This window comes from Pantoea wallisii, assembly GCF_002095485.1.
Classification (GTDB): Bacteria; Pseudomonadota; Gammaproteobacteria; order Enterobacterales; family Enterobacteriaceae; genus Pantoea; species Pantoea wallisii.
The window spans coordinates 36,804-60,622 of sequence record NZ_MLFS01000008.1 but is presented as its reverse complement, the minus strand read 5'-3'; the positions used below and the strand labels follow the sequence as shown (position 1 = coordinate 60,622).

General features: G+C 56.8%; 18 protein-coding genes and 4 pseudogenes. 14 read left to right on the top strand and 8 right to left on the bottom strand.

The window, feature by feature from the left end:
- Nucleotides 1-140: 140 nt before the first annotated feature.
- Entirely contained in the window at nucleotides 141-2,420 is a 2,280-nt protein-coding gene (gene maeB, locus HA48_RS04745) for an NADP-dependent oxaloacetate-decarboxylating malate dehydrogenase (protein ID WP_128600005.1), read from the top strand.
- A 112-nt stretch (nucleotides 2,421-2,532) separates the two neighbouring features.
- On the opposite strand, the gene hemF is transcribed toward maeB, so the two are convergent.
- Nucleotides 2,533-3,453, bottom strand: coding sequence for an oxygen-dependent coproporphyrinogen oxidase (hemF, locus tag HA48_RS04740; protein ID WP_128600004.1), 921 nt, complete (start codon nucleotides 3,451-3,453; stop codon nucleotides 2,533-2,535).
- A gap of 47 nt (nucleotides 3,454-3,500) precedes the next feature.
- Nucleotides 3,501-4,352: an N-acetylmuramoyl-L-alanine amidase AmiA gene (gene amiA / locus HA48_RS04735; RefSeq protein ID WP_128600003.1), complete on the bottom strand. Its 852-nt coding sequence runs from the start codon at nucleotides 4,350-4,352 to the stop codon at nucleotides 3,501-3,503.
- A gap of 210 nt (nucleotides 4,353-4,562) precedes the next feature.
- Between amiA and HA48_RS04730 the strand changes: the two genes are divergently transcribed.
- From HA48_RS04730 to HA48_RS04685, 10 genes and pseudogenes are all read left to right on the top strand, one after another.
- Nucleotides 4,563-4,988: a GNAT family acetyltransferase gene (locus HA48_RS04730; protein ID WP_128600002.1), complete on the top strand. Its 426-nt coding sequence runs from the start codon at nucleotides 4,563-4,565 to the stop codon at nucleotides 4,986-4,988.
- Between the two features lie 99 nt (nucleotides 4,989-5,087).
- Nucleotides 5,088-5,708 carry an RpoE-regulated lipoprotein gene (locus HA48_RS04725; RefSeq protein ID WP_128600001.1) on the top strand — a complete coding sequence of 207 codons (621 nt, stop codon included), beginning with the start codon at nucleotides 5,088-5,090 and terminating at the stop codon, nucleotides 5,706-5,708.
- 100 nt (nucleotides 5,709-5,808) lie between these two features.
- The gene (locus tag HA48_RS04720; RefSeq protein WP_128600000.1) at nucleotides 5,809-6,705 is read left to right on the top strand and encodes a Dyp-type peroxidase; all 897 of its coding nucleotides are present in this window, start codon (nucleotides 5,809-5,811) and stop codon (nucleotides 6,703-6,705) included.
- Nucleotides 6,706-7,116: 411 nt separating this feature from the next.
- Nucleotides 7,117-8,133, top strand: a complete 1,017-nt coding sequence (locus HA48_RS04715; RefSeq protein ID WP_128599999.1) for a sulfate ABC transporter substrate-binding protein — start codon at nucleotides 7,117-7,119, stop codon at nucleotides 8,131-8,133.
- Nucleotides 8,133-8,966 carry a sulfate/thiosulfate ABC transporter permease CysT gene (cysT, locus tag HA48_RS04710; protein ID WP_128599998.1) on the top strand — a complete coding sequence of 278 codons (834 nt, stop codon included), beginning with the start codon at nucleotides 8,133-8,135 and terminating at the stop codon, nucleotides 8,964-8,966. Before HA48_RS04715 ends, cysT begins: the two co-directional genes overlap by 1 nt.
- Nucleotides 8,966-9,838, top strand: a complete 873-nt coding sequence (cysW, locus tag HA48_RS04705; RefSeq protein ID WP_128599997.1) for a sulfate/thiosulfate ABC transporter permease CysW — start codon at nucleotides 8,966-8,968, stop codon at nucleotides 9,836-9,838. Before cysT ends, cysW begins: the two co-directional genes overlap by 1 nt.
- On the top strand, nucleotides 9,828-10,916 hold the full coding sequence (gene cysA / locus HA48_RS04700; RefSeq protein ID WP_128599996.1) for a sulfate/thiosulfate ABC transporter ATP-binding protein CysA: 1,089 nt from the start codon (nucleotides 9,828-9,830) through the stop codon (nucleotides 10,914-10,916). The genes cysW and cysA overlap by 11 nt, the downstream gene beginning before the upstream one ends.
- Before the next feature lie 72 nt (nucleotides 10,917-10,988).
- Nucleotides 10,989-11,870: a cysteine synthase CysM gene (gene cysM / locus HA48_RS04695; protein ID WP_128599995.1), complete on the top strand. Its 882-nt coding sequence runs from the start codon at nucleotides 10,989-10,991 to the stop codon at nucleotides 11,868-11,870.
- A 175-nt stretch (nucleotides 11,871-12,045) separates the two neighbouring features.
- Nucleotides 12,046-12,726 (top strand): response regulator transcription factor, encoded by a 681-nt coding sequence (locus HA48_RS04690; protein WP_128599994.1) that lies wholly within the window; start codon nucleotides 12,046-12,048, stop codon nucleotides 12,724-12,726.
- Nucleotides 12,723-14,083 (top strand): annotated as a pseudogene (locus HA48_RS04685) (ATP-binding protein). The gene HA48_RS04690 and the pseudogene HA48_RS04685 overlap by 4 nt, the downstream one beginning before the upstream one ends.
- Before the next feature lie 146 nt (nucleotides 14,084-14,229).
- On the opposite strand, the gene crr reads toward HA48_RS04685, so the two are convergent.
- From crr to cysZ, 5 genes are all read right to left on the bottom strand, one after another.
- Nucleotides 14,230-14,733, bottom strand: a complete 504-nt coding sequence (crr, locus tag HA48_RS04680) for a PTS glucose transporter subunit IIA (RefSeq protein ID WP_128599993.1) — start codon at nucleotides 14,731-14,733, stop codon at nucleotides 14,230-14,232.
- Between the two features lie 42 nt (nucleotides 14,734-14,775).
- Entirely contained in the window at nucleotides 14,776-16,503 is a 1,728-nt protein-coding gene (gene ptsI, locus HA48_RS04675; RefSeq protein WP_128599992.1) for a phosphoenolpyruvate-protein phosphotransferase PtsI, read from the bottom strand.
- Nucleotides 16,504-16,662: 159 nt separating this feature from the next.
- Nucleotides 16,663-16,920 carry a phosphocarrier protein Hpr gene (gene ptsH, locus HA48_RS04670; RefSeq protein WP_007889063.1) on the bottom strand — a complete coding sequence of 86 codons (258 nt, stop codon included), beginning with the start codon at nucleotides 16,918-16,920 and terminating at the stop codon, nucleotides 16,663-16,665.
- A 387-nt stretch (nucleotides 16,921-17,307) separates the two neighbouring features.
- Nucleotides 17,308-18,279 carry a cysteine synthase A gene (gene cysK / locus HA48_RS04660; RefSeq protein ID WP_128599990.1) on the bottom strand — a complete coding sequence of 324 codons (972 nt, stop codon included), beginning with the start codon at nucleotides 18,277-18,279 and terminating at the stop codon, nucleotides 17,308-17,310.
- A 140-nt stretch (nucleotides 18,280-18,419) separates the two neighbouring features.
- Nucleotides 18,420-19,181 (bottom strand): sulfate transporter CysZ, encoded by a 762-nt coding sequence (gene cysZ / locus HA48_RS04655; RefSeq protein WP_128599989.1) that lies wholly within the window; start codon nucleotides 19,179-19,181, stop codon nucleotides 18,420-18,422.
- A gap of 217 nt (nucleotides 19,182-19,398) precedes the next feature.
- Here cysZ and zipA point away from each other — a divergent pair.
- The 3 pseudogenes from zipA to HA48_RS04640 all read left to right on the top strand — a co-directional run bounded on the left by zipA (nucleotide 19,399) and on the right by HA48_RS04640 (nucleotide 22,695).
- Nucleotides 19,399-20,390 (top strand): annotated as a pseudogene (gene zipA / locus HA48_RS04650) (cell division protein ZipA).
- Between the two features lie 68 nt (nucleotides 20,391-20,458).
- Nucleotides 20,459-22,476, top strand: a pseudogene (gene ligA, locus HA48_RS04645) (NAD-dependent DNA ligase LigA).
- 1 nt (nucleotide 22,477) lies between these two features.
- Nucleotides 22,478-22,695 (top strand): annotated as a pseudogene (locus tag HA48_RS04640) (DUF3820 family protein).
- A 31-nt stretch (nucleotides 22,696-22,726) separates the two neighbouring features.
- Here HA48_RS04640 and HA48_RS04635 read toward each other — a convergent pair.
- Nucleotides 22,727-23,728, bottom strand: coding sequence for a bile acid:sodium symporter family protein (locus HA48_RS04635; protein ID WP_128599988.1), 1,002 nt, complete (start codon nucleotides 23,726-23,728; stop codon nucleotides 22,727-22,729).
- Nucleotides 23,729-23,819 lie beyond the last annotated feature (91 nt).

The following is a 23,819-nucleotide window of genomic DNA, read 5'->3' as shown; positions in this document are numbered from 1 at the left end:
GAATAGCAGGCTGTGCCAAAGCCGCAGGCGAGACGGTGGCAATCTGTGCCCTTATGGCTGTGCATTCTTTGAGCGCCTTCACCCTCTTTTGCGCCGCGCGTTCCTATACTGGGGCTTTCAGCCGTGCAAAAGGAAGCCGAATGGACGACCAACTCAAGCAGAGCGCACTCGATTTTCACCAATATCCCACGCCCGGAAAAATCCAGGTCTCTCCTACCAAGCCACTGGCAACACAACGCGATCTGGCGCTGGCCTATTCGCCAGGCGTGGCGGCGCCGTGCCTGGAGATAGCCGCCGATCCGCTGGCCGCACATAAATACACCGCGCGCGGCAATCTGGTGGCGGTTATCTCTAACGGCACGGCCGTGCTGGGGCTGGGCAACATTGGTGCGCTGGCCGGTAAGCCGGTAATGGAGGGCAAAGGGGTACTGTTCAAGAAGTTTGCCGGCATTGATGTGTTTGACATCGAAATTGATGAGCACGATCCGGATAAGCTAATTGAGGTGATCGCCGCGCTGGAGCCCACGTTCGGCGGCATCAATCTGGAGGATATCAAAGCACCCGAGTGTTTCTACATCGAGCAGAAGCTGCGTGAGCGCATGCAGATTCCGGTGTTCCACGACGATCAGCACGGCACGGCCATTATCTGCACGGCGGCGGTACTGAATGGCCTGCAGGTGGTGGGCAAATCGATCGCTGAGGTGCGGCTGGTGGTATCCGGTGCCGGCGCCTCGGCGATCGCCTGCCTCAATCTGCTGGTGGCGCTCGGTCTGCAGCAGCACAACATCGTGGTGTGCGACTCCAAAGGCGTTATTTACCGCGATCGCGAACCGGATATGGCACCCACCAAAGCCGCCTACGCAGTTGCGGACAGCGGCGCACGCACGCTGGATGATGTGATGGGCGGCGCGGATATCTTTCTTGGCTGCTCCGGGCCAAAGGCGCTGACGCCCGGGATGGTGCAGAAGATGGCGCAGGATCCGCTGATTCTGGCGCTTGCCAACCCGGAACCCGAAATCATGCCGCCGCTGGCGAAGCAGGTGCGGCCGGATGCGATTATCTGCACCGGGCGCTCTGATTTTCCGAACCAGGTTAACAACGTGCTCTGCTTCCCGTTCATCTTCCGCGGCGCGCTGGATGTCGGTGCCACGGCGATCAATGAGGAGATGAAACTGGCGGCGGTACACGCCATTGCCGCGCTGGCGCAGGCGGAGCAGAGCGATGTGGTGGCATCAGCTTATGACGATCAGGATTTAAGCTTTGGCGCGGAGTATCTGATTCCGAAACCCTTCGACCCACGGCTGATTGTGCAGATTGCACCCGCCGTTGCGCAGGCGGCGATGGAGTCCGGCGTCGCGACGCGGCCGATTGAGGACTTCGAGGCTTACCGCGAGCAGCTCACCGAATTCGTCTATAAAACCAATCTGTTCATGAAGCCGATTTTCTCGCAGGCGCGTAAGGCGCCAAAGCGCGTAGTCCTGGCGGAAGGGGAGGAGGTGCGCGTGCTGCATGCGACGCAGGAGCTGGTGTCGCTCGGGCTGGCGAAACCGATTCTGATTGGCCGGCCAAATGTGATCGCCATGCGCCTGCAAAAGCAGGGGCTGAAAATCGAAGCCGGTAAGGATTTTGAGATTGTGAATAATGAATCCGACCCGCGCTTTAAAGCCTACTGGAACGAATATTATCAGTTGATGAAGCGCCGCGGCGTGACGCCGGAAACCGCACAGCGGGCGGTGATCGGTAATCCTACGCTGATTGGCGCGATCATGGTGCACCGCGGTGAAGCCGATGCGATGATCTGCGGCACCATCGGCGATTACCGCGAGCACTATGACGTGGTAGAGAGAGTGTTTGGCTTCCGTGACGATGTGAAAGTGGCCGGCGCGATGAATGCACTGCTGCTGCCGAGCGGCAACACATTTATTGCGGATACCTACGTTAATGAGGACCCCAGCGCCCAGCAGCTGGCGGACATTACGCTGCTGGCGGCAGAGACGGTGCGGCGTTTTGGTATTGAGCCGCGCGTGGCGCTGCTGTCGCACTCCAGTTTTGGTACCTCGAACGCGCCGGGCGCGCGCAAAATGCGTGAAGCGCTGGCGCTGATTCAGCAGCGCGCACCGGATCTGGAGGTGGACGGGGAGATGCACGGTGATGCCGCGCTGGTGGAGAGCATTCGACGCGAGCAGATGCCCGACAGTCCGCTAAAAGGCACCGCCAATTTGCTGATTATGCCCAACGTTGAGGCGGCGCGTATCAGTTATAACCTGCTGCGCGTCTCCTGTTCCGAGGGCGTGACCGTCGGACCGGTATTAATGGGGATCCGCAAGCCGGTGCATGTGCTGACGCGCATCGCGTCGGTACGGCGGATTGTGAATATGGTGGCGTTAGCGGTGGTGGAGGCGCAGACCGAGCCGTTGTAAGCGGCATGTCACATTTAATGGCCCAGGTCGCCATGAATGGCGACCTGGGCCACATAGTGCGCATTAATGCGCACCTGGCCGCACACGGCATACCAACCGGACGGCGTGGGATTTACGCCTGCACGCCCAGCCAGTCTCTCACCGGCAGGAAATCGGTATACAGCGCAGCTTCCGGCGATCCCGCTTCTGGCTGGTAGTCATACTCCCAGCGCACCAGCGGCGGCATTGACATCAATATCGACTCGGTGCGCCCACCGGTCTGCAGGCCAAACAGCGTGCCGCGATCCCACACCAGATTAAACTCTACATAGCGACCGCGGCGATAGAGCTGGAACTGCCGCTCGCGCTCGCCCCACGGCAGCGCTTTGCGTTTCTCCACTATCGGCAGATAAGCCTCACTGAACCCGTTGCCTACCGCCTGCATAAAATCAAAGCAGTGCGCAAAATCCGGCGTGTTCAGATCATCGTAAAACAGCCCGCCAATGCCGCGCTGCTCATTACGGTGCTTGAGGTGGAAGTAGTCATCACACCAGCTTTTGTAGCGCGGATAAACATCCTCGCCGAACGGCTGGCAGAGATCGAACGCGGTTTGGTGCCAGTGCCGCGCATCCTCGGCAAAACCGTAGTAGGGCGTGAGATCGAAACCGCCGCCGAACCACCACACCGGATCGGCCCCCGGCTTCTCGGCGATGAAAAAGCGGACATTCGCATGGCTGGTTGGCACGTACGGGTTTTCCGGGTGCACCACCAGCGATACGCCCATGGCCTCGAAGCTGCGGCCCGCCAGCTCGGGGCGATGGGCTGTGGCAGAGGCCGGCATCTGGCTGCCGTGCACGTGAGAGAAGTTTACGCCGGCCTGCTCAAACACCGCGCCGTTGCGTAGTACGCGGCTGCGTCCGCCGCCGCCGCCAGGGCGCTGCCACGCATCTTCGGCAAAGGTGGCGCTACCATCTGCCGCCGCCAGTCGGGCGCAGATATCGTCCTGCAGCGCCAGCAGAAAGGCTTTGACGCGCGAAATGTCGGGATTACTCATGAGTCACTCACTGCAAAAATTTGCCGCGATTCTACCACAGGAAAAGGCTATGCCTGGCGTCGATCGTACTCATCAAAGTAATTGACGATGCCATCGGCAATCGCGCTGGCGATCTTCTGACGAAACGCATGCGTACCCAGCAGCTGCTCTTCGCGCGGGTTAGTGATAAATGAGGTCTCGACCAGCACCGAAGGGATGGAGGGCGATTTCAGTACCGCAAATGCCGCCTGTTCAGTGTGCTGGCTGTGCAGATGATGCACCGGGCGAATCTGGTCGAGCACATGCTTACCCAGCGTCAGGCTGTTACGGATGGTGTCGGTCTGCACCAGGTCGAACAGAATCTGGTTGAGATAGTGATCTTTTTGCTGCACCTCCGCGCCGCCCAGCTTGTCGGCATCGTTCTCGCGCTGCGACATATAGCGCGCCATCGCGCTACTGGCACCGCGATTTGACAGCGCAAACACCGAAGCGCCGTTGGCTTCCGGGCTGGTATAGCCATCGGCATGGATGGACATAAACAGATTGGCGCCATGCTGATGGGCGATCTCCACGCGTTGATAGAGCGGGATGAAGTGGTCGCTGTCACGCGTCAGACGGACCTCCACTTTCGGATGGTTCTGCAGTAGCGTGCGCACGGTATTAGCGATCTCCAGCACAATGTGCTTCTCTTCCGATCCCTCCTGCCCCACCGCACCGGAATCAATGCCGCCGTGACCAGGATCGATCATCACGATACGTTTACCGTTGCTGGCAGGCTTTGGCGGCGCATGGCGCGGACGCAAAGTAGCCTGCTCCTCTTTTGCCTGAATGGCCCGCGGCGACAGAATGGCCAGCGCCAGTCCGGAGAGGATCAGCTGGCGGCGATTGGTCAGCCGCTTCAGCAGTGAAATCTTATTCATTAACGTGTCCCTGACAGGTAAACCAGCCCCGTGTTATAGCGTAACAATAAGTCCCCGGCGACCCTGCAATCATTTCAGGTCTTTACTTTGTATTTCATCTCGCTAACGGCTATTTAGCCGATTTTTTCCACCGTTGCATAGCGTGAGGGTTGCGCCAGGCAAAGAATGCGTGATAATCAGCGAATTGTGCCAAATTGCAGGGTAACGCCGATGGAAATCCGCTCTTTCCGCCAGGAAGATTTTGAAGAAGTGATCACGCTCTGGGAGCGTTGCGATCTGTTACGTCCGTGGAACGATCCGGAACTGGATATTGAACGCAAAATGAACCACGACCCGGAGCTATTCCTGGTGGCAGAGGTGGGCGGCGTGGTGGTCGGTACGCTGATGGGCGGCTATGACGGCCATCGCGGCTCCGTCTACTATCTGGCGGTGCACCCTGACTATCAGGGGCGTGGTTTTGCCAACGCGCTGATGAACCGACTGGAGAAGAAACTGATTGCGCGCGGCTGTCCGAAAATCAATCTGATGGTGCGTGAAGAGAACGAGCAGGTGAGCGCCTTCTACGAAAAACTCGACTACGAGCCGGTTGATTCAGTGCTGCTGGGCAAGCGGCTGATTGAAGATCGCGAGTATTAAGCGAGCGCCGGCGTGGCGTATGCGCAAAACAACTAAACTTTTTGCCGGTTTGTGACTCCAACAGGCACGCCAACCGGCACAAAAGATCAAGGAGTAAGCATGAAAGTTGTTCGTCCCGCCCTGCTGGCAAGCGCAATGATTCTGGCCGGGTGTGCCAGTTCCGGCTCCTCTTCCTCTTCCCGGGCGGAGGAGAGCCACTGGTATAACCCGCTCAGCTATCACTGGTCGGCGCTCAACCCGTTCAGCTGGTTCGGCGGTTCACTGACCGTAACTGAGCAGGGCGTAGCGGGGCTGAACAGCAGCACGGCGATGTCAGAGACGACAATCAGTAAGGCGCTGAACAATGACTATCAGCTGCGTCAGGGCATGCGCACCCAGGGTGGCCAGGTAGAGGATTTCTGGCAGGCACTGGATGATGGCAGCGTGAAGCTGGTTATCAGCGGCAAGCAGCGCGTTGAGCGCATTGAGGTGCAGGATGCCGATGCCACCAGCGCCGACGGCAGTAAAATCGGCGATCGCTTCAGTGATAAATACAGTAAAGCCTTCGACAACTGCAAAATGGTCGCCGGTCTTGATGCGCATGACGTTGAGTGCCGCGCGCCGGGTAGCCAGCATATCGCCTATATCTACAGCGGCGAGTGGCACGGCCCGGCCGGTCTGATGCCGTCGGATGAGACGTTAAAAGGCTGGAAAATCAGTCGCATCGTCTGGCAGCGTTAACCGGCAAAAAAGTTGCGCTAACGCATCTTCTGCCCGGGGCTTTCCGGTATGATACGGGCGCAAAAAAACGCCTTTAATTATCCTGCCGGAGAGCATTGCAATGTCTCACTTTCAAAGCGGAATTCTGCCGGAACACCGCCGTTTCGCCATTTGGCTTGAAGCCCGTGCCACGGGCGATCTCAACGCGCTGCGCCAGGGCAGCAAAACCCTTCTGCAGCAGCTGGCTGCGCTGCAACAGCAATTTCCCGATGCCGGTCTGGGCGCAGTAATCGCTTTTGGTGATGCGCTGTGGCGGGATCTGCGGGGTGGGGATTCAGCGCCTGAGCTCAAAGCTTTTACGCCGCTCGGAAAAGGCATCGCGCCGGCCACGCAGCGCGATGTGCTGATACATATCCAGTCGCTGCGCCATGACGTCAACTTCTCGCTGGCGCAGCAGGCGCTGGCCGCATTTGCCGGCGCGCTCCACGTTGAAGATGAGACCCACGGCTTTCGCTGGGTGGAAGATCGCGATCTTTCCGGTTTTGTGGACGGCACTGAAAACCCGCAGGGCGAGGCGCGCCAGCAGGTGGCGATCATCGCTGAGGGCCCGGACGCCGGCGGCAGCTATGTGTTTACCCAGCGCTGGGAGCACAACCTTACGCTGTGGAACCGGATGGATGTCGGGAAGCAGGAGGCGATTATCGGCCGGACCAAAGTGGATAACGAAGAGCTGCCGGGCGATCGGCGTCCTGCCACTTCGCACCTTAGCCGGGTAGATCTGAAAGAAGAGGGGAAAGGCCTGAAGATTCTGCGCCAGAGCCTGCCTTACGGCACCGCCAGCGGCACGCACGGCCTCTACTTTATCTCCTACTGCCACCGTCTGTATAACATTGAGCAGCAGCTGCTGAGTATGTTTGGCGAGCGCGACGGCAAGATGGATGCCATGCTGCGCCTCACCAGGCCGGTGACCGGCAGCTATTTCTTTGCTCCTTCACTCAGCGCGTTACAGGCGCTGTGAGGCGCTACGGCTGCCTGGCGCAATAAATTGCGCCGCTACGAAGCGTGTGTTTGGCGGGGCCATCATCAGCCGGCATATACCCGTAGCGGCGCGATTCATCGCGCTTATACATCTGCCTTGTTTGCCTGGCGCAATAAATTGTGCCGCTCCGGGCGTGCTCACACTCCCTCCTGACCGGGCTCACTTTCTGTAGCCACGCCCCCATTTTTGGTGCAAAAAACGCAGTTTTCCAGCGCGCTAACCCGTGGCAATTCATTCCCGCCTGACGCATAAACTCTGCCGTGTTCTTATGCCTTTTTAGACTTTGAAATCCCTAAACGATATATAAAACCGTTACAGCTTTACCCTGAGTTATAAATACACTGACTGCATCTAATGACAAGGCTCGTTCTCCACTTCTCAGGGTGCAGCATGACACTTCCGGTTTCGAAAAAATGGCTTGGCGGTATCGCGCTGTCGCTCTCGTTAGTGACGGCGGCACAGGCGACGGAGCTGCTAAACAGCTCTTATGATGTGTCGCGTGAACTGTTTGTTGCCCTGAATGCGCCGTTCGAGCAGCAGTGGGATGCGGCGCATCCGAACGATAAGCTCACTATCAAGCAGTCGCACGCCGGTTCATCTAAACAGGCGCTGGCGATTTTGCAGGGGTTGCGTGCTGACGTCGTGACCTATAACCAGGTCACTGATGTGCAGGTCCTGCACGATAAAGGCAACCTGATACCGGCTGACTGGCAGAGCCGCCTGCCCAACAGCAGCTCACCGTTTTACTCCACCATGGCGTTCCTGGTACGCAAGGGAAATCCAAAACAGATCCACGACTGGCGCGATCTGGCCCGCGACAACGTAAAACTGATCTTCCCTAATCCCAAAACCTCCGGTAATGGCCGTTATACCTATCTCGCAGCCTGGGGCGCGGCCAGTCAGGCTGATGGCAACGATAAAGCCAAAACCGAAGCCTACATGGCGAAATTCCTGCGTAACGTCGAAGTGTTTGATACCGGCGGGCGGGGCGCGACCACCACCTTCGCGGAACGTGGGTTAGGCGATGTGCTGATCAGCTTTGAATCAGAAGTGAATAACATCCGTAACCAGTACGGCAAAGATGAGTACGATGTGATCGTGCCAAAAACCAATATCCTGGCTGAGTTTCCGGTGGCCTGGATCGACAAAAACGTCGAACACAATGGCACGACCGAGGCGGCAAAAGCCTACCTGAACTATCTCTACACGCCGGATGCGCAGAAGATCATCACCCAATTCTACTACCGCGTGAACAACCCGCAGCTGATGGCGGCGCAAAAAGATCGCTTCCCGCAGACTGCGCTGTTCAACGTCAATGACGCTTTCGGCGGCTGGGATAACGTGATGAAAACGCATTTTGCCAGCGGCGGTGAGCTGGACAAACTGCTGGCAGCGGGGCGTGGCTGATGTTCGCTTCCGCACAGAAACGTGTCCTGCCGGGCTTTGGCCTGAGCCTGGGCACCAGCCTGCTGTTCACATGCCTGATCCTGCTGCTGCCCATCAGCGCGCTGCTGATGCAGCTGTCACAAATGACGCTGGCACAATACTGGGATGTGATCACCAATCCACAGCTGATCGCCGCCTATAAAGTGACGCTGCTCTCAGCGGGCGTGGCATCACTGTTTAACGCCGTGTTTGGCATGCTGATGGCATGGATTCTGACACGCTACCGTTTCCCGGGCCGCACGCTGCTGGATGGCCTGATGGACCTGCCGTTTGCGCTGCCTACCGCGGTTGCGGGCCTGACGCTCGCCGGACTGTTCTCCATCAACGGCTGGTACGGTCAGTGGCTGGCACATTTTGATATTAAAGTCTCTTACACCTGGCTTGGTATTGCCGTGGCGATGGCGTTCACCAGCATCCCGTTTGTGGTGCGAACCGTACAGCCGGTGCTGGAGGAGTTGGGGCCGGAGTATGAAGAGGCAGCCGAAACGCTGGGCGCTACCCCGTGGCAGAGCTTCCGCCGTGTGGTGCTGCCGGAAGTAGCACCGGCGCTGCTGGCCGGTACGGCGCTCTCCTTTACACGCAGCCTCGGCGAGTTTGGCGCGGTCATTTTCATCGCCGGCAACATCGCCTGGAAAACGGAAGTGACCTCGCTGATGATCTTTGTCCGCCTGCAGGAGTTTGATTATCCGGCTGCCAGCGCTGTCGCTTCGGTGATTCTTGCTGCCTCGCTTCTGCTGCTGTTTGCCATCAATACCCTGCAAAGCCGCTTTGGCCGTCGCTTAGGAGGCCACTAATGGCTGAGATTTCGCAGATCAATCATGCGGAGCGCCAGCCGGTAAACTGGGGCAAGTGGCTGCTGATCGGCACTGGCGCAGTGATCTCTATCCTGCTGTTAGTGGTGCCGATGATCTCCATCTTCTGGGAAGCACTCAATCAGGGGATCGGGCAGACCTTCAGCAACCTGCAGGATAGCGACATGCTGCACGCTATCTGGCTGACGGTACTGGTGGCGCTGATCACCGTGCCGGTTAACCTGGTTTTCGGCACGCTGCTGGCGTGGCTGGTCACGCGCTTTACCTTCCCCGGGCGCCAGCTGCTGCTGACGCTGTTCGATATTCCGTTTGCCGTATCGCCGGTGGTGGCGGGCCTGATGTACCTGCTGTTCTGGGGCGTTAACGGTCCGGCCGGTGGCTGGCTGGATGCACACAACATCCAGATTATGTTCTCCTGGCCGGGCATTGTGCTGGCAACCATCTTTGTCACCTGTCCGTTTGTGGTGCGTGAGCTGGTACCGGTGATGCTGAGTCAGGGCAGCCATGAAGATGAAGCGGCGGTACTGCTGGGCGCATCCGGCTGGCAGATGTTCCGACGCGTCACGCTGCCCAATATTCGCTGGGCGCTGCTGTACGGCGTGGTACTGACCAACGCGCGTGCCATCGGTGAGTTTGGCGCGGTATCCGTGGTCTCCGGATCGATTCGCGGTGAGACCTACACCTTACCGCTCCAGGTTGAATTACTGCATCAGGACTACAACACCGTCGGCGCCTTTACCGCTGCCGCGCTGCTGACCCTGATGGCAATTGTGACGCTGTTTCTGAAAAGCGTGGTGCAGTGGCGATTAGAGCATCAGCAGAAGCGCCAACAGGAGGAAAATCATGAGCATTGAGATCAAACAGATTAACAAAGCGTTTGGCCGCACCCCGGTGCTGAACGATATCTCTCTGGATATTCCCTCCGGCAAGATGGTGGCGCTGCTGGGCCCCTCCGGCTCCGGTAAAACCACGCTGCTGCGCATCATCGCCGGACTGGAACATCAGAATAGCGGCCAGATCAATTTTCACGGTAAAGATGTAAGCCGCATGCACGCGCGCGATCGCCAGGTGGGATTTGTGTTCCAGCACTATGCGCTGTTCCGCCATATGACGGTGTTCGACAACATCGCATTTGGCCTGACGGTGCTGCCGCGCCGTGAGCGCCCCAACGCGGCTGAGATCAAAAAACGCGTGATGCGCTTGCTGGAGATGGTGCAGCTGGCGCATCTGGCTAACCGCTATCCGGCTCAGCTCTCCGGCGGGCAGAAGCAGCGTGTCGCGCTGGCACGTGCGCTGGCGGTTGAACCGCAGATCCTGCTGCTGGATGAGCCCTTTGGTGCGCTGGATGCCCAGGTGCGTAAAGAGCTGCGCCGCTGGCTGCGTCAGCTGCATGAAGAGTTGAAGTTCACCAGCGTATTTGTGACGCACGACCAGGAAGAGGCCATGGAAGTGGCGGACAGCGTGGTCGTGATGAGTCAGGGCAATATCGAACAAGTGGGCGCGCCAGATGATGTGTGGCGCGAACCGGCGACGCGCTTTGTGCTGGAGTTCCTGGGTGAAGTGAACCGCTTTGAGGGTGAAGTGCACGGCTCGCAGTTCCACGTTGCTGCCCATCGCTGGCCGCTGGGCTATACGCCGGCACATCAGGGTGAGGTTGAGCTGTTCCTGCGTCCGTGGGAAGTGGACGTGTCGCGCCAGAGCAGCCTGGAGACGCCACTGCCGGTGCAGGTGCTGGAGATTAGTCCACGCGGGCACTTCTGGCAGCTGGTGGTGCAGCCGATGGGCTGGACGGGCGAGGCATTCTCCGTGGTCTATGATGGCGAACACACTGCGCCAGTACGCGGGGAGCGCCTGTTTATCGGCCTGCAACAGGCCCGGCTCTACCACGGCACAACGCCGCTGCGCCCGGTTGCCTTTGCCGAGAGCGCCTGATATTTTTGACACTCCTTCGGGCGGGATTTTCCCGCCCGATTTCTTTGTTTCTCTTTCGTCTGGAATGACACCGTGACCACTCTGGAAAATACCATCGGCAATACGCCGCTGATTAAGTTGCAGCGCCTGACGCCGGACAACGGCAGCGAAATCTGGCTTAAGCTGGAGGGCAATAATCCGGCAGGATCGGTGAAAGACAGAGCGGCCTGGTCGATGATCCATCAGGCGGAGAAGCGTGGCGATATCCGGCCAGGCGATCGGCTGATTGAAGCCACCAGCGGCAATACCGGCATTGCGCTGGCGATGATTGCGGCGCTGAAAGGCTATAAGTTACGTTTGCTGATGCCGGAGAACATGAGCCAGGAGCGGCAGGACGCCATGCGTGCCTACGGTGCCGAACTGGTGCTGGTATCACGCGAGCAGGGCATGGAAGGGGCGCGCGATCTGGCACAGGCGATGGCGGATCGCGGTGAGGGCAGGGTGCTCGATCAGTTTAACAATCCCGATAACCCGCTGGGTCACTACCTCACCACGGGCCCGGAGATCTGGCAGCAGACGCAGGGCCGTATGACCCACTTTGTCTCCAGCATGGGCACCACCGGCACCATCAGCGGCGTAGGGCGATACCTCAAAGAGTGCGCGCCAGCGGTGCGGGTGATTGGCCTGCAGCCGCAGGAGGGCAGCAGCATTCCCGGTATTCGACGCTGGCCGGCAGCCTATTTGCCAGGCATTTTCCGGCCCGAGCTGGTGGATGAGGTGATCGATATGGCGCAGCATGAAGCAGAAGCGACGATGCGGGCGCTGGCGCAGCGCGAAGGCATCTTTTGCGGCGTCAGTTCTGGTGGTGCCGTAGCAGGCGCATTGCGCGTTGCGGCCGCACAGCCGGGCAGTGTGATCGTGGCAATTGTCTGCGATCGCGGCGATCGTTATCTCTCTACCGGCGTTTTCCACTAAGTTCATCTCCTGCCTTTTAGCGGGCCTGTGCGATCGTTAACGCGGTGACGGGCCATTTTTGTCTATAGTCTCGCTGAGCATGTTCTGATGCGGTCACTGTAAGGATCGCGTAAAAGCGGCTGCGTTCGCAGCGTACTCAGGCCAAAATAGCGGCAATGTAGCCCGAGAGATAATGATGAAAATTCTGCTTGTTGATGATGATGTCGAGCTTGGCACCATGCTAAGCCAATACCTGATTGCGGAAGGCTTTGAAACGCAATTAGTTTTAACCGGCAGCGCCGGAATCGAAGGGGCGCTTTCCGGTAACTATACCGCAATGATTCTCGACATTATGCTGCCGGATATGAGCGGCATTGATGTGCTACGTCAGGTGCGGCAGAACAGCCGGCTGCCGGTAATCATGCTGACGGCCAAAGGCGACAATATTGACCGGGTAATTGGCCTGGAGATGGGGGCCGACGACTATATGCCAAAGCCGTGCTACCCGCGCGAACTGGTGGCGCGTCTGCGCGCGGTGCTGCGTCGTTTTGAAGATCAGGCACCCGTGTTGGATAAAAAAGAGCTGCTGCGGTGGGGCGATCTCAGTCTCAATCCGGCAACACGCATCACCGAGTGGCAGGGCAAAGCGTTTGACCTGACGGCCTCTGAATTTAATCTGCTTGATCTGCTACTGCGTGCGCCGGATCGCGTGGTGTCGAAAGATGAGCTGTCGGAGAAGGGGCTTGGCCGCCCGCGTGAAGCCTACGACCGCAGCGTTGACGTGCATATCAGCAATATTCGCCAGAAGCTGGCTGCGCTAACCGCCGACAGCGTGAATATCGAAACGGTGCGCAGTATCGGTTATCGTATTCGATGAAGCACAGCTATCGCGGCCGCATGTTCTGGAAGATCCTGCTGGGCTTCTGGATCGTGTTTGTGATTATCAGCCAGCTCCTGTGGCTCGGTTTTACCCTTTCCGGTAATCGCCATGAACCCCCGGAGATTGTCGCGATTCGGCGGATCGTGAATCTGCAGATGGCTTCGGCGGTATCGGTGCTGGAGCGCGGTGGGCCCGCCTCGCTTGACGATATGATGGCAGACTGGGAGCCAAACGATCGCCAGTTCTTTTCAGTGATTCAGCATGCGAAGCCGGACTCCACGCCAGTTAATGCCCCGCCCGAGACCTTTAATCAGCCCTTCCACGGCCCTTTCCCGAATGTGATTGTGCGCTGGGTACGGGGTGCGGACGGGAAAACCTACGAGCTGCGCTATGATGTGAAAGGCCTGCGTGAAGACAGCTCAATGGGCGGCGGCGGGCCGCGGCGTATTCTCAATATTCCTGAGCCGATGTTTACTTTCGCCGGCGCGCTGGGCTTGCTGTTCAGCCTGCTGCTGGCATGGAATCTGACGCGGCCAATGCGCCAGCTGCGTGAGGGCTTTGCCCGCGTCTCCAGCGGGGATCTATCGGTACGGCTCTATCCGGTCATGCGTAAGCGGCACGATGAGCTCTCAATCGTGGCGAAGGATTTCGATGCCATGGTCGAGCGTCTTGATACGCTGGTGAAAGCGCGTGAGGAGCTGCTGCACGACATCTCGCACGAGCTGCGATCTCCGCTGGCTCGACTGCAGCTGGCTACCGGCTGGCACGACAGACGCCGGAATCGGTGGTCTCATCGCTGAACCGTATCGACGAAGAGGCGCGACGTCTTGATAAGATGATTGGTGAGCTGCTGACGCTATCGCGTGCCGAGCATGAGAGCATGCCGGGTGAGCAATATTTTGATCTGACGGGTTTACTGCATGCGGTGGTGACGGACGTACGTTATGAAGCGCAGATTCCTGGTGTGAAGATAGCGTTTCAGGTGGATGAGCACGCTGACTATACGGTGCGCGGTAACGCCGAGCTGATTCGCCGCGGGGTGGAGAATGTTCTGCGTAATGCGCTGCGTTTTTCGCATCAGGGGCAGCACATTAGTGTGCTGCTGCAGGCGGAGAATCAGTGGCTGGCGATTCGCGTGCGCGATCAGGGCCCCGGCGTGGATGAAGAGAAGCTCTCCAGCATCTTTGATCCCTTTGTACGGGTCAATTCGCCGCTGATGGGCAAAGGCTACGGTTTAGGGCTATCAATTGTGCGCAAGGTGATTCTGGCGCATCACGGCGAAGTAAAGGCGGTGAATCGCCCGGAAGGCGGGCTGGAACTTACGCTGCGGCTGCCGCGCTGGCGCCCGGAGTGATATACGGGGCTTTTAACCACGGCACTGCTGAGACTGAAAGGGGGAGCGGCCACGTCTGTGCCGGCGCGCGCGTTGTCCGGTTTTTTCGTCCGCACAAAACAAAAACGGCACCCATCAGGTGCCGTTTTTTATGCTGCAAGCGCCGCTTACTTCTTGATACGGATAACCGGGGTTTCGCCCACAGTTACCTGACCGGAGAGCTTAATCAGGTCTTTGATCTCATCCATGTTCGAGATCACAACCGGCGTTAGCGTGGATTTCGCTTTCTCTTCCAGCAGTGGCAGATCAAACTCGATCACCACATCGCCTTTTTTCACTTTCTGGCCTTCTTCAGCGATGCGTTTAAAGCCTTCGCCTTTCAGTTCAACCGTGTCGATACCGAAGTGGACAAACAGCTCGATACCGTTGTCAGACTCGATTGAGAACGCGTGGTTGGTTTCGAAAATCTTGCCGATAGTACCGTCTACCGGTGCAACCATTTTGTTGCCACTTGGTTTGATAGCGATGCCATCACCCACGATTTTCTCAGCAAAAACCACATCAGGTACGTCTTCGATATTCACGATTTCGCCTGACAGAGGCGCAACGATATCGATAGTCCCTGACGCGCTCTCTGATTTTTCGCCAAAAAGTTTAGAAAACAAACCCATGATCTTCTCCTAAGCAGTAATTTGGGGCCAGCATCTCGTGGATCAGCAGAGCGTTTTTTCTTTAATGAACTTGTTCACCAGGTTCATTAAATCATCCGCTGTGGGTTGAGCCAGAGCCTGCTCCGCCAATGCCTTCGCATCTTCGAAATTGGTATTACGAATAATTTTCTTGATGCTTGGGATTGAAATGGCACTCATGCTGAATTCGTCCAGCCCCATTCCCAGTAACAGTAGTGTAGCACGTTCATCACCAGCCAGCTCACCACACATGCCGGTCCATTTCCCTTCGGCATGTGATGCGTCGATCACTTGCTTGATGAGGCCAAGAACAGATGGCGTCATTGGGTTATAGAGGTGTGAAATCAAATCATTACCACGATCGACCGCCAGAGTATACTGCGTCAGGTCATTTGTCCCAATACTAAAGAAGTCGACCTCTTTCGCCAGATGGCGAGCAATCACTGCAGAAGCTGGGGTTTCAACCATGATGCCCACTTCAATGGTTTCATCAAAAGCTTTACCCTCTTCACGCAGCTGCGCTTTCAGCATCTCCAGCTCTGCCTTCAGGAAACGCACCTCTTCCACCGAAATGATCATCGGGAACATGATGCGCAGTTTACCAAAGGAGGATGCACGCAGAATGGCGCGCAGCTGGGCATGCAGAATCTCTTTACGATCCATGGCAATACGGATCGCGCGCCAGCCGAGGAACGGGTTCTCCTCTTTCGGCAGGTTCATGTACGGCAGGTCTTTGTCACCGCCGATATCCATGGTGCGTACAATTACTGCCTGGGAGCCCATCGCTTCCGCAACGGCTTTATAGGCCTGGAACTGCTCCTCTTCGGTAGGCAGTGAATCGCGGTCCATAAACAGGAACTCGGTACGGTACAGGCCCACGCCTTCCGCGCCGTTGCGCTCAGCACCCGCGACATCGCGCACGGTACCGATGTTGGCGCACACTTCAACCTGATGACCATCCAGCGTTATAGCAGGCAGGTCTTTCAGCTTCGCCAGCTCATGTTTATCGGAAAGATACTGGGTCTGAATGGCTTTCAGCTCTTCCAGTACATCCTCAGTCGGATTGACATAAACGTTATTGTTTACGCCATCCAGAATCAGGAAATCACCGTTTTTCACGGTAGTGGTCACGGTGCCCGTACCCACAATGGCCGGCAGCTCAAGCGAGCGCGCCATGATCGAGGTGTGCGACGTACGGCCACCCAGATCGGTAATAAAGCCCAGCACCTTCTTCAGGTTCAGCTGTGCGGTTTCTGACGGCGTTAAATCTTTGGCCACCAGAATGGATTCGTCAGCAATGGCGCTCAGATCAACGATGTGCAGGCCAAGAATGTTCTGCAGCAGACGTTTACCGATATCACGCACATCGGCAGCACGCTCTTTCAGATACTCATCATCGAGCTCTTCCAGGGCTTTTGCCTGACCATCAACCACCGAGTGAGCGGCAGCGTCAGCGGTTAAGTGATCTTTTTTAATCAGGTCGATGATTTCCTGCTCAAGCTCTTCGTCTTCGAGCAGCATAATGTGACCTTCAAAGATCGCCGCTTTCTCTTCCCCGAAGGTTTCACCGGCTTTCACGCGGATGGCTTCAAGCTGTTCGGCTGCTTTACTGCGGCCATCGAGGAAGCGTGCGACTTCCTGCTCAACCTGGTCGTCAGTAATCTTTTTACGGCTGATGACGATCTCGTCTTCCTTCAGCAGCAGTGCTTTGCCGAAAGCGATACCCGGTGATGCTAAAATGCCTGAAATCATAACCCTACCTTTTAATCACGATGGCTCATTGACCCAATGCGTTGCCACTGTCGCGGAGCAGTACTCTAAGGAAGCAATAACGCGGACAGGTTGTCCGCGATCAAGATATTTGCACTCAATGGGGCAAAGGAGTCGGTTTAGTTGCTTACCTGAGCGGAATTACTCCAGCTCAGCCATCAGCTTGACCAGGTGCTCTACTGCCTGCTGCTCATCTTCGCCTTCGGCAGAGAGCGTAACAACCGTACCCTGAGTCAGACCCAGTGTTTGCAGTTTGAACAGGCTTTTTGCGCTGGCAGATTTGCCATTTGAAGTCACGGTGATTTCAGACTGGAAAGCCTTAGCTTCTTTAACAAACTGCGCTGCAGGACGGGTATGAAGGCCGTTAGGTGCGGTAATGGTAACTTCTTGCTGGAACATTCTATTTCCCCAACTTGATCAGGTTTGGTGTTATGGATCTAAAGTCTAGCCTGGAGCCGTAACTTTAGCCTGTCCAGGTACGCTGCTATGGCATCATGCGAACCAATAAAGCGCCTGAATGAATAAGTCATTTTCGATGACGCGTCAAAAACTGTGCGACTTCGTCACTTTGCTAATTATGCCGTGATTCGCCGTTTCACCAAATCAGTAAATCGATTCAGCTTGATCCACTTCAAAGGCAGATTAATTTCAGGCACCGAAATAATTGGAAGCTTAAATACCAGAGCCGTATCACCGAAATCAATCTGCCTGGTGATGAAAGTGAGATCTGCGCCACAAAAAAGCACCCATTCGGGTGCTTTTTTCGTCACTTTCAGACTATGGCACTCAGGCCTGCAGCTCTTTTTCGGTAAAGAGATCGGCAAACAGGGCAGTACTCAGATAGCGCTCACCGGAAGAGGGCAGGATCACCACAATATTCTTGTTCGCGAACGCTTCATCCTCCTGCAGTTTCAGAGCAGCAGCCACGGCGGCACCGGAAGAGATACCCGCCAGAATACCCTCTTCTTCCATCAGCTGGCGCGCAGTGCTGATGGCCTCTTCATTGGTGATCGCCACAACGCGATCCACCAGTTTAAGATCCAGGTTGCCCGGAATGAAGCCGGCACCGATACCCTGAATCTTATGCGGACCCGGTTTAATCTCTTCACCCGCGATTGCCTGGGCAATCACCGGTGAATCGGTGGGCTCTACGGCAACGGTAATCAGATCTTTTTTGCCTTTGGTATTTTTGATGTAGCGGCTTACGCCCGTCAGCGTACCGCCGGTGCCCACGCCAGAGATAAACACGTCAACGTCACCGTCGGTATCTTCCCAGATCTCCGGGCCGGTGGTTTTTTCGTGAATTTCCGGGTTAGCCGGATTGCTGAACTGCTGCAGCAGGACGAACTTGTCCGGATCGCTGGCGACAATCTCTTCCGCTTTGGCGATCGCGCCTTTCATGCCTTTCGGACCTTCGGTCAGCACCAGGTTGGCACCCAGCGCTTTCAGCAGCTTGCGACGCTCAATCGACATGGTTTCTGGCATGGTCAGCGTCAGTTTGTAACCGCGCGCCGCGGCCACATAGGCCAGGGCAATCCCGGTATTGCCGCTGGTCGGTTCGACCAGTTCAACGCCCGGCTTAAGAATACCGCGTTTTTCTGCGTCCCAAATCATATTGGCACCGATGCGGCATTTGACGCTGAAGCTCGGGTTACGCGATTCGACCTTCGCCAGGATGCGTCCATTACCGATGCGGTTCAGTCGAACCAGCGGCGTATGACCAATTGTCAAAGAGTTGTCTTCATAGATCTTACTCATAGCCCGTCCTTAACTGTATGAAATATTGGGAACCATCAGAGCATACCTGTTCTGACCTTCGGCGGAAGGAAAGAAATCGTATATCTATATAGCCGGCAACCATAAGCCCCACGCAAAAATGCATAAGGCTGATTGATGCATTAAGGGTGACGCGCATGCTGATGACGATAGCGATCAACCCACATCGCCGTCGCGCCGCACACGGCCACCGGCATGATCGCCAGGTTCAGAATCGGAATCATGGTAAACAGACTTACCATCGCGCCAAACTGCATGTTAGCGGTTTTGTGCTGGCGCAGCGCGCTACGCATCTGATGGAAGCTCACTTTGTGGTTGTCAAACGGGTAGTCGCAATACTGTACGGAGAGCATCCACGCACTGAACAGGAACCACAGCACCGGTGCAACGGTTTGACCAAAGCCGGGGATAAAGTAGAGTAGCAGTAACCCCAGCGCGCGCGGCAAATAGTAGCCCAGCTTCTGTAATTCACGTTTCATGATGCGCGGGATATCTCTCATCATGCCCATCCAGCCACTATCCGGTAGCGGTTTGCCGGTCAGCCGGCCCTCAAGTTGCTCTGCCAGCAAACCGCAGAAGGGCGCTGCAATCCAGTTTGCAATCGTAGAGAAGAAGTAGCTGAACACCAGCACAATCGAGATAACCGAGAGCGGCCACAGCAGATAGCTCAGCCACTGTAGCCAATCCGGAATGTGTGCCATCAGCTGCGGAATCCAGTGGCCCAGCTGCCGGAACAGCCAGATAAACGCACCGCCAAGCAGCACGATATTGACCAGTAACGGAATGATAACGTAGCGGCGAATGCCGGGCAGACGCACCAGCTTCCAGCCCTCGGCAAAGTAGTGAATACCATTAAATGAAGAGACCGAATTCTCTGCGGGCATAACGAGCCTTTCTCCTGAATGTGGCGGCGCGAACATCATAACCTGGCTTTTTATCGGTGACAGGCGCACTTTGCGCGAAAAAACAGCAAAAAAGCGTGGGTCAGCTATCTTATTTGTCAGAAAATACTGCACAGACTTGCACTTGTGTAGCTGGGCAAATACAGTTAGAGGATAAAGTTTGCCGTGGTGGCAAGGTATTGGAACAACAGAGAATACAATGATGCAGGATTTGCGTCTGATATTAATCGTTGTTGGCGCGATCGCCATAATAGCGCTTCTTCTTCACGGACTGTGGACCAGCCGTAAAGAGCGCTCTTCCGTGTTTCGCGATCGCCCGCACAAACGTCTGAAACAGCGCGAAGAAGCGGATGAAGATCTGCTGAGCGACGAAGATGAAGGCGTCGGTGAAGTGCGTGTCCGTCGTCATCGTGATGCCGAAGAAGAGCCGCCATTTGATGCGCCGGTTGCTAAACCGGCTGCGCCGCGCGTCGCGGAAGCACCACGCCAGCCATTCCCACGTCATGAGACGCCGCTGACAGGCGATCCGCTGCTGGACGATGAGCCTGTTCGTCAGCCTGCACCGCAACCGCAGCCCGCTGCTGCACCGCCTAAACCGCAGCCGCAGCCACAACCTGTTCAGGCCGATCCGTTACTGGATAATGAGCCGCTCCCGGCGATTCAGCCCGCGCCAGAATTCAGCGCTGCTGACGCGCCAGAGCCTGAAATCAAAGAAGAGACCGTGCCGGTTCAGGCGCCGGAAGCCTCTGCGCCTCAGCAGCCTGCGGCGCCGGGCAGTAAAAAAGAGGCCGTACTGGTGCTGCACGTTGCCGCCCATGCGGGTGGCGCGCTGAACGGCGAAGCCTGTTGCAGGGTATTCTTCAGGCGGGATTCCAGTTTGGTGAGATGAACATTTTCCATCGTCACCTCAGCCCGGCCGGCAGCGGCCCGGTGCTGTTTAGCCTGGCGAATATGGTTAAACCCGGTTCGTTTAATCCGGATGAAATGGGCGATTTTACTACCCCGGGCATCTCCATCTTTATGATGGTGCCGTCATACGGTGACGCGAATCAGAACTTCAAGCTGATGCTGCAGTCCGCCCAGCGTATCGCTGATGATGTTGGTGGCGTGGTGCTGGATGATGAGCGTCGCATGATGACGCCACAGAAGCTGGAAACCTATAAAGCGCGCATTCGCGAGGTTATTGGCTGACAGCGGCCGATAGCGAAGAATATCAACTAAACCCCGCTAGTCGGGGGTTTTTTATCGGATGAGACATTATGAAATCGGTTCAGGAGCAGATCACCGCGCTGCGCACCACGTTACGTCACCATGAATATCTCTACCACGTGATGGATACGCCGGAAATTCCGGATGCAGAGTATGACCGATTGATGGTGCAGCTGCGTGAGCTGGAGAGCGCCCATCCGGATCTCATTACCCCGGATTCGCCTACGCAACGCGTCGGAGCGGCGCCGCTAACGGCGTTTGAGCAGGTACGTCATGAAGTACCCATGCTTTCGCTGGACAACACCTTTGATGAAGCCGGGTTTTTTGCTTTCAATAAGCGCGTGCAGGATCGCCTGAAGAGCACCGACGACCTGACCTATTGCTGTGAACTCAAGCTGGATGGCCTGGCGGTCAGCCTGTTGTATGAAAACGGGCTGCTGGTGCGGGCAGCGACGCGCGGTGATGGCACTACCGGTGAGAACATCACGGCTAACGTGCGCACTATTTATGCTATCCCTCTGCGCCTCCACGGCGACAACATTCCGGCGCGCGTTGAAGTGCGCGGCGAAGTATTCATGACCGAAGCGGGTTTTGAAAAACTTAACGAAGAGGCGCGCCGTACCGGGGGCAAAGTGTTTGCAAACCCGCGTAATGCTGCGGCAGGTTCGCTGCGTCAGCTTGATCCCCGCATTACCGCTAAACGTCCGCTGACGTTCTTCTGCTACGGCTTTGGCCTGCTGGAGGGCGGCGAAATGCCTGCCAGCCACTGGCAGCGTCTGCAGCAGTTTAAGGCGTGGGGATTACCGGTCAGCGACGTATCCGCCTGGTGCATACCGCTGAGGAAGCGCTGGCGTTCTACCGTCAGGTAGAGCAGGATCGCCCGTCGCTGGGTTTTGATATTGATGGCGTGGTTATCAAAGTCGATTCGCAGGCCCTGCAGGAGAAGCTGGGCTTTGTGGCCCGCGCGCCACGCTGGGCGGTTGCCTTCAAGTTCCCGGCGCAGGAGCAGATGACGGTTGTGCGCGATGTCGAGTTCCAGGTTGGCCGCACGGGCGCCATTACGCCCGTTGCGCGGCTGGAGCCAGTGCAGGTTGCAGGTGTCATTGTGAGCAATGCGACGTTGCACAACGCCGATGAGATCGCGCGTCTGGGTCTGCGCATTGGCGACAAAGTGGTCATCCGCCGCGCCGGCGATGTGATTCCACAGGTGGTAAATGTGGTGGAGTCGGAGCGTCCACAGGAGACGCGCGAAATCCTCTTCCCCAGCCACTGTCCGGTCTGCGGTTCGGACGTTGAACGCGTTGAAGGTGAAGCGGTTACGCGCTGCACCGGCGGCCTGATTTGTGGGGCGCAGCGTAAAGAGGCGCTCAAGCATTTTGTCTCACGTCGCGCAATGGACGTTGACGGCATGGGTGACAAAATTATCGATCAGCTGGTGGAAAAAGAGTATGTCAAAACCCCGGCCGACCTGTTCCGCCTGACGGCCGGCAAGCTGACCGGGCTGGATCGTATGGGGCCAAAGTCGGCGCAAAATGTCGTTGATGCCCTGGAGAAAGCTAAACTGACCACGCTGCCGCGCTTCCTCTATGCGCTGGGGATTCGTGAAGTGGGGGAAGCCACGGCGGCAAATCTGGCGAACCATTTTGGTGAACTGGAGAAGGTGATGGATGCCGATCTGGATGCGCTGATCGCGGTGCAGGACGTGGGCAAAATCGTGGCCGCTCACGTACGCAACTTCATGGAAGAGGAGAGCAACCGCGAGGTGATCCGCGAGCTGACCCAGGAAGTGGGCGTGCACTGGCCGCAGGTAGTAGTAGTGAAAGCTGAAGAGATCGACAGCCCGTTTGCCGGTAAAACCGTGGTGCTGACCGGTTCACTTTCGCAGATGAACCGCGATGACGCAAAGGAGCGCCTGACCGCGCTGGGTGCCAAAGTCAGCGGCAGCGTCTCGAAGAAAACCGACCTGCTTATTGCCGGTGAAGCGGCGGGCTCTAAGCTGGCGAAGGCGCAGGAGCTTGGGATACCGGTCATCGATGAGGCAGAGATGATTCGCCTGCTTGGGGCCTGAGATGGACAAACATCAGCTGGTTGAGATTGCCAATACCGCCATGCCGTTTGGCAAATATAAAGGCAGATGCTGATCGATGTGCCGGAGGAGTATTTGCTGTGGTTTGCCCGCAAAGACGCTTTTCCGGCCGGTAAGCTGGGCGAACTCATGCAGTTGACGCTGGCGATTAAAATCGAGGGTTTACAGGGGCTAGTGAAGCCGCTGAAGCGCAGCGGATAAAAATAGGGCCCGCTTGTGCGGGCCTTAACGATCAGGACTTCTGAACCGTCACCTGTTGCTCTGCCAGGATTTTGGCATTACCGGCTTTATAACGCTGGGCAATAAAGGAGCACACCATCAGCTGCACCTGATGGAAGATCATCAGCGGCAGTACGATGATCCCTACGGCACTGGCCGGGAACAAGATGTTCGCCATCGGTACACCATTCGCCAGGCTCTTTTTCGAGCCGCAGAACAGCACCACAATCTCATCGGCGCGGCTGAAACCAAACAGCCGTGAGGCACCGACGTTGATCAGCAGTGCGATGCACAGAATCAGCACGCTGCCTGCCAGAATCCACAGCAGCGTATCCACGCCCACGCGATGCCAGATACCGTTCACTACCGCTTCACTGAAGGCAGAGTAAACCACCAGTAGGATAGATGTCTGGTCCGTTTTGCCAATCAGACCGCGATGTTTCTCGACCCAGCCACCAATCCAGCGACGCGACAGGTGTCCGATAACAAATGGCACCAGCAGCTGCAGCATGATTTTGCCAATCTGCTCCAGCCCGTTGCCGGGTGCTTCGCTGTGCACGTTCATTACCAGGTTGACCAGCAGCGGCGAGATAAACACGCCCAGCAGGCTGGAAGCCGAGGCGGCGCAAACTGCCGCGGCGACATTGCCACCGGCCATTGAGGTAAAAGCGATAGACGATTGTACCGTCGCCGGCAGAATACAGAGATAGAGGAAGCCGGTGTAAATTTCAGGCCCGACATTCACCGGATGCCACCACACCAGCAGCAAGCCCAGCAGCGGAAAGATGACAAAGGTGCTGCACATAATCCACAGATGCAGACGCCAGTGGCTGCTGCCGGCGATGATTTTCTCGCGCGATAACTTGGCGCCGTGCATAAAGAACAGCAGGGCGATGGCTGCGGTGGTCAGGTATTCAAAGAAATCGACAAATCCGCCTTTTGCCGGGAAGAAGCTCGCCAGCAGTACCGTGATGATGAGTTTGACCATCATCGGGTCAAGTCGTAAAAAGCCCATTGTTACAATCCGGTTAAATATAAAAAGATGTTGCTGATTGTGCGTCAGGCAGGTTTAGAAATAAAATTGATTTATTGCATCAATCTATGAG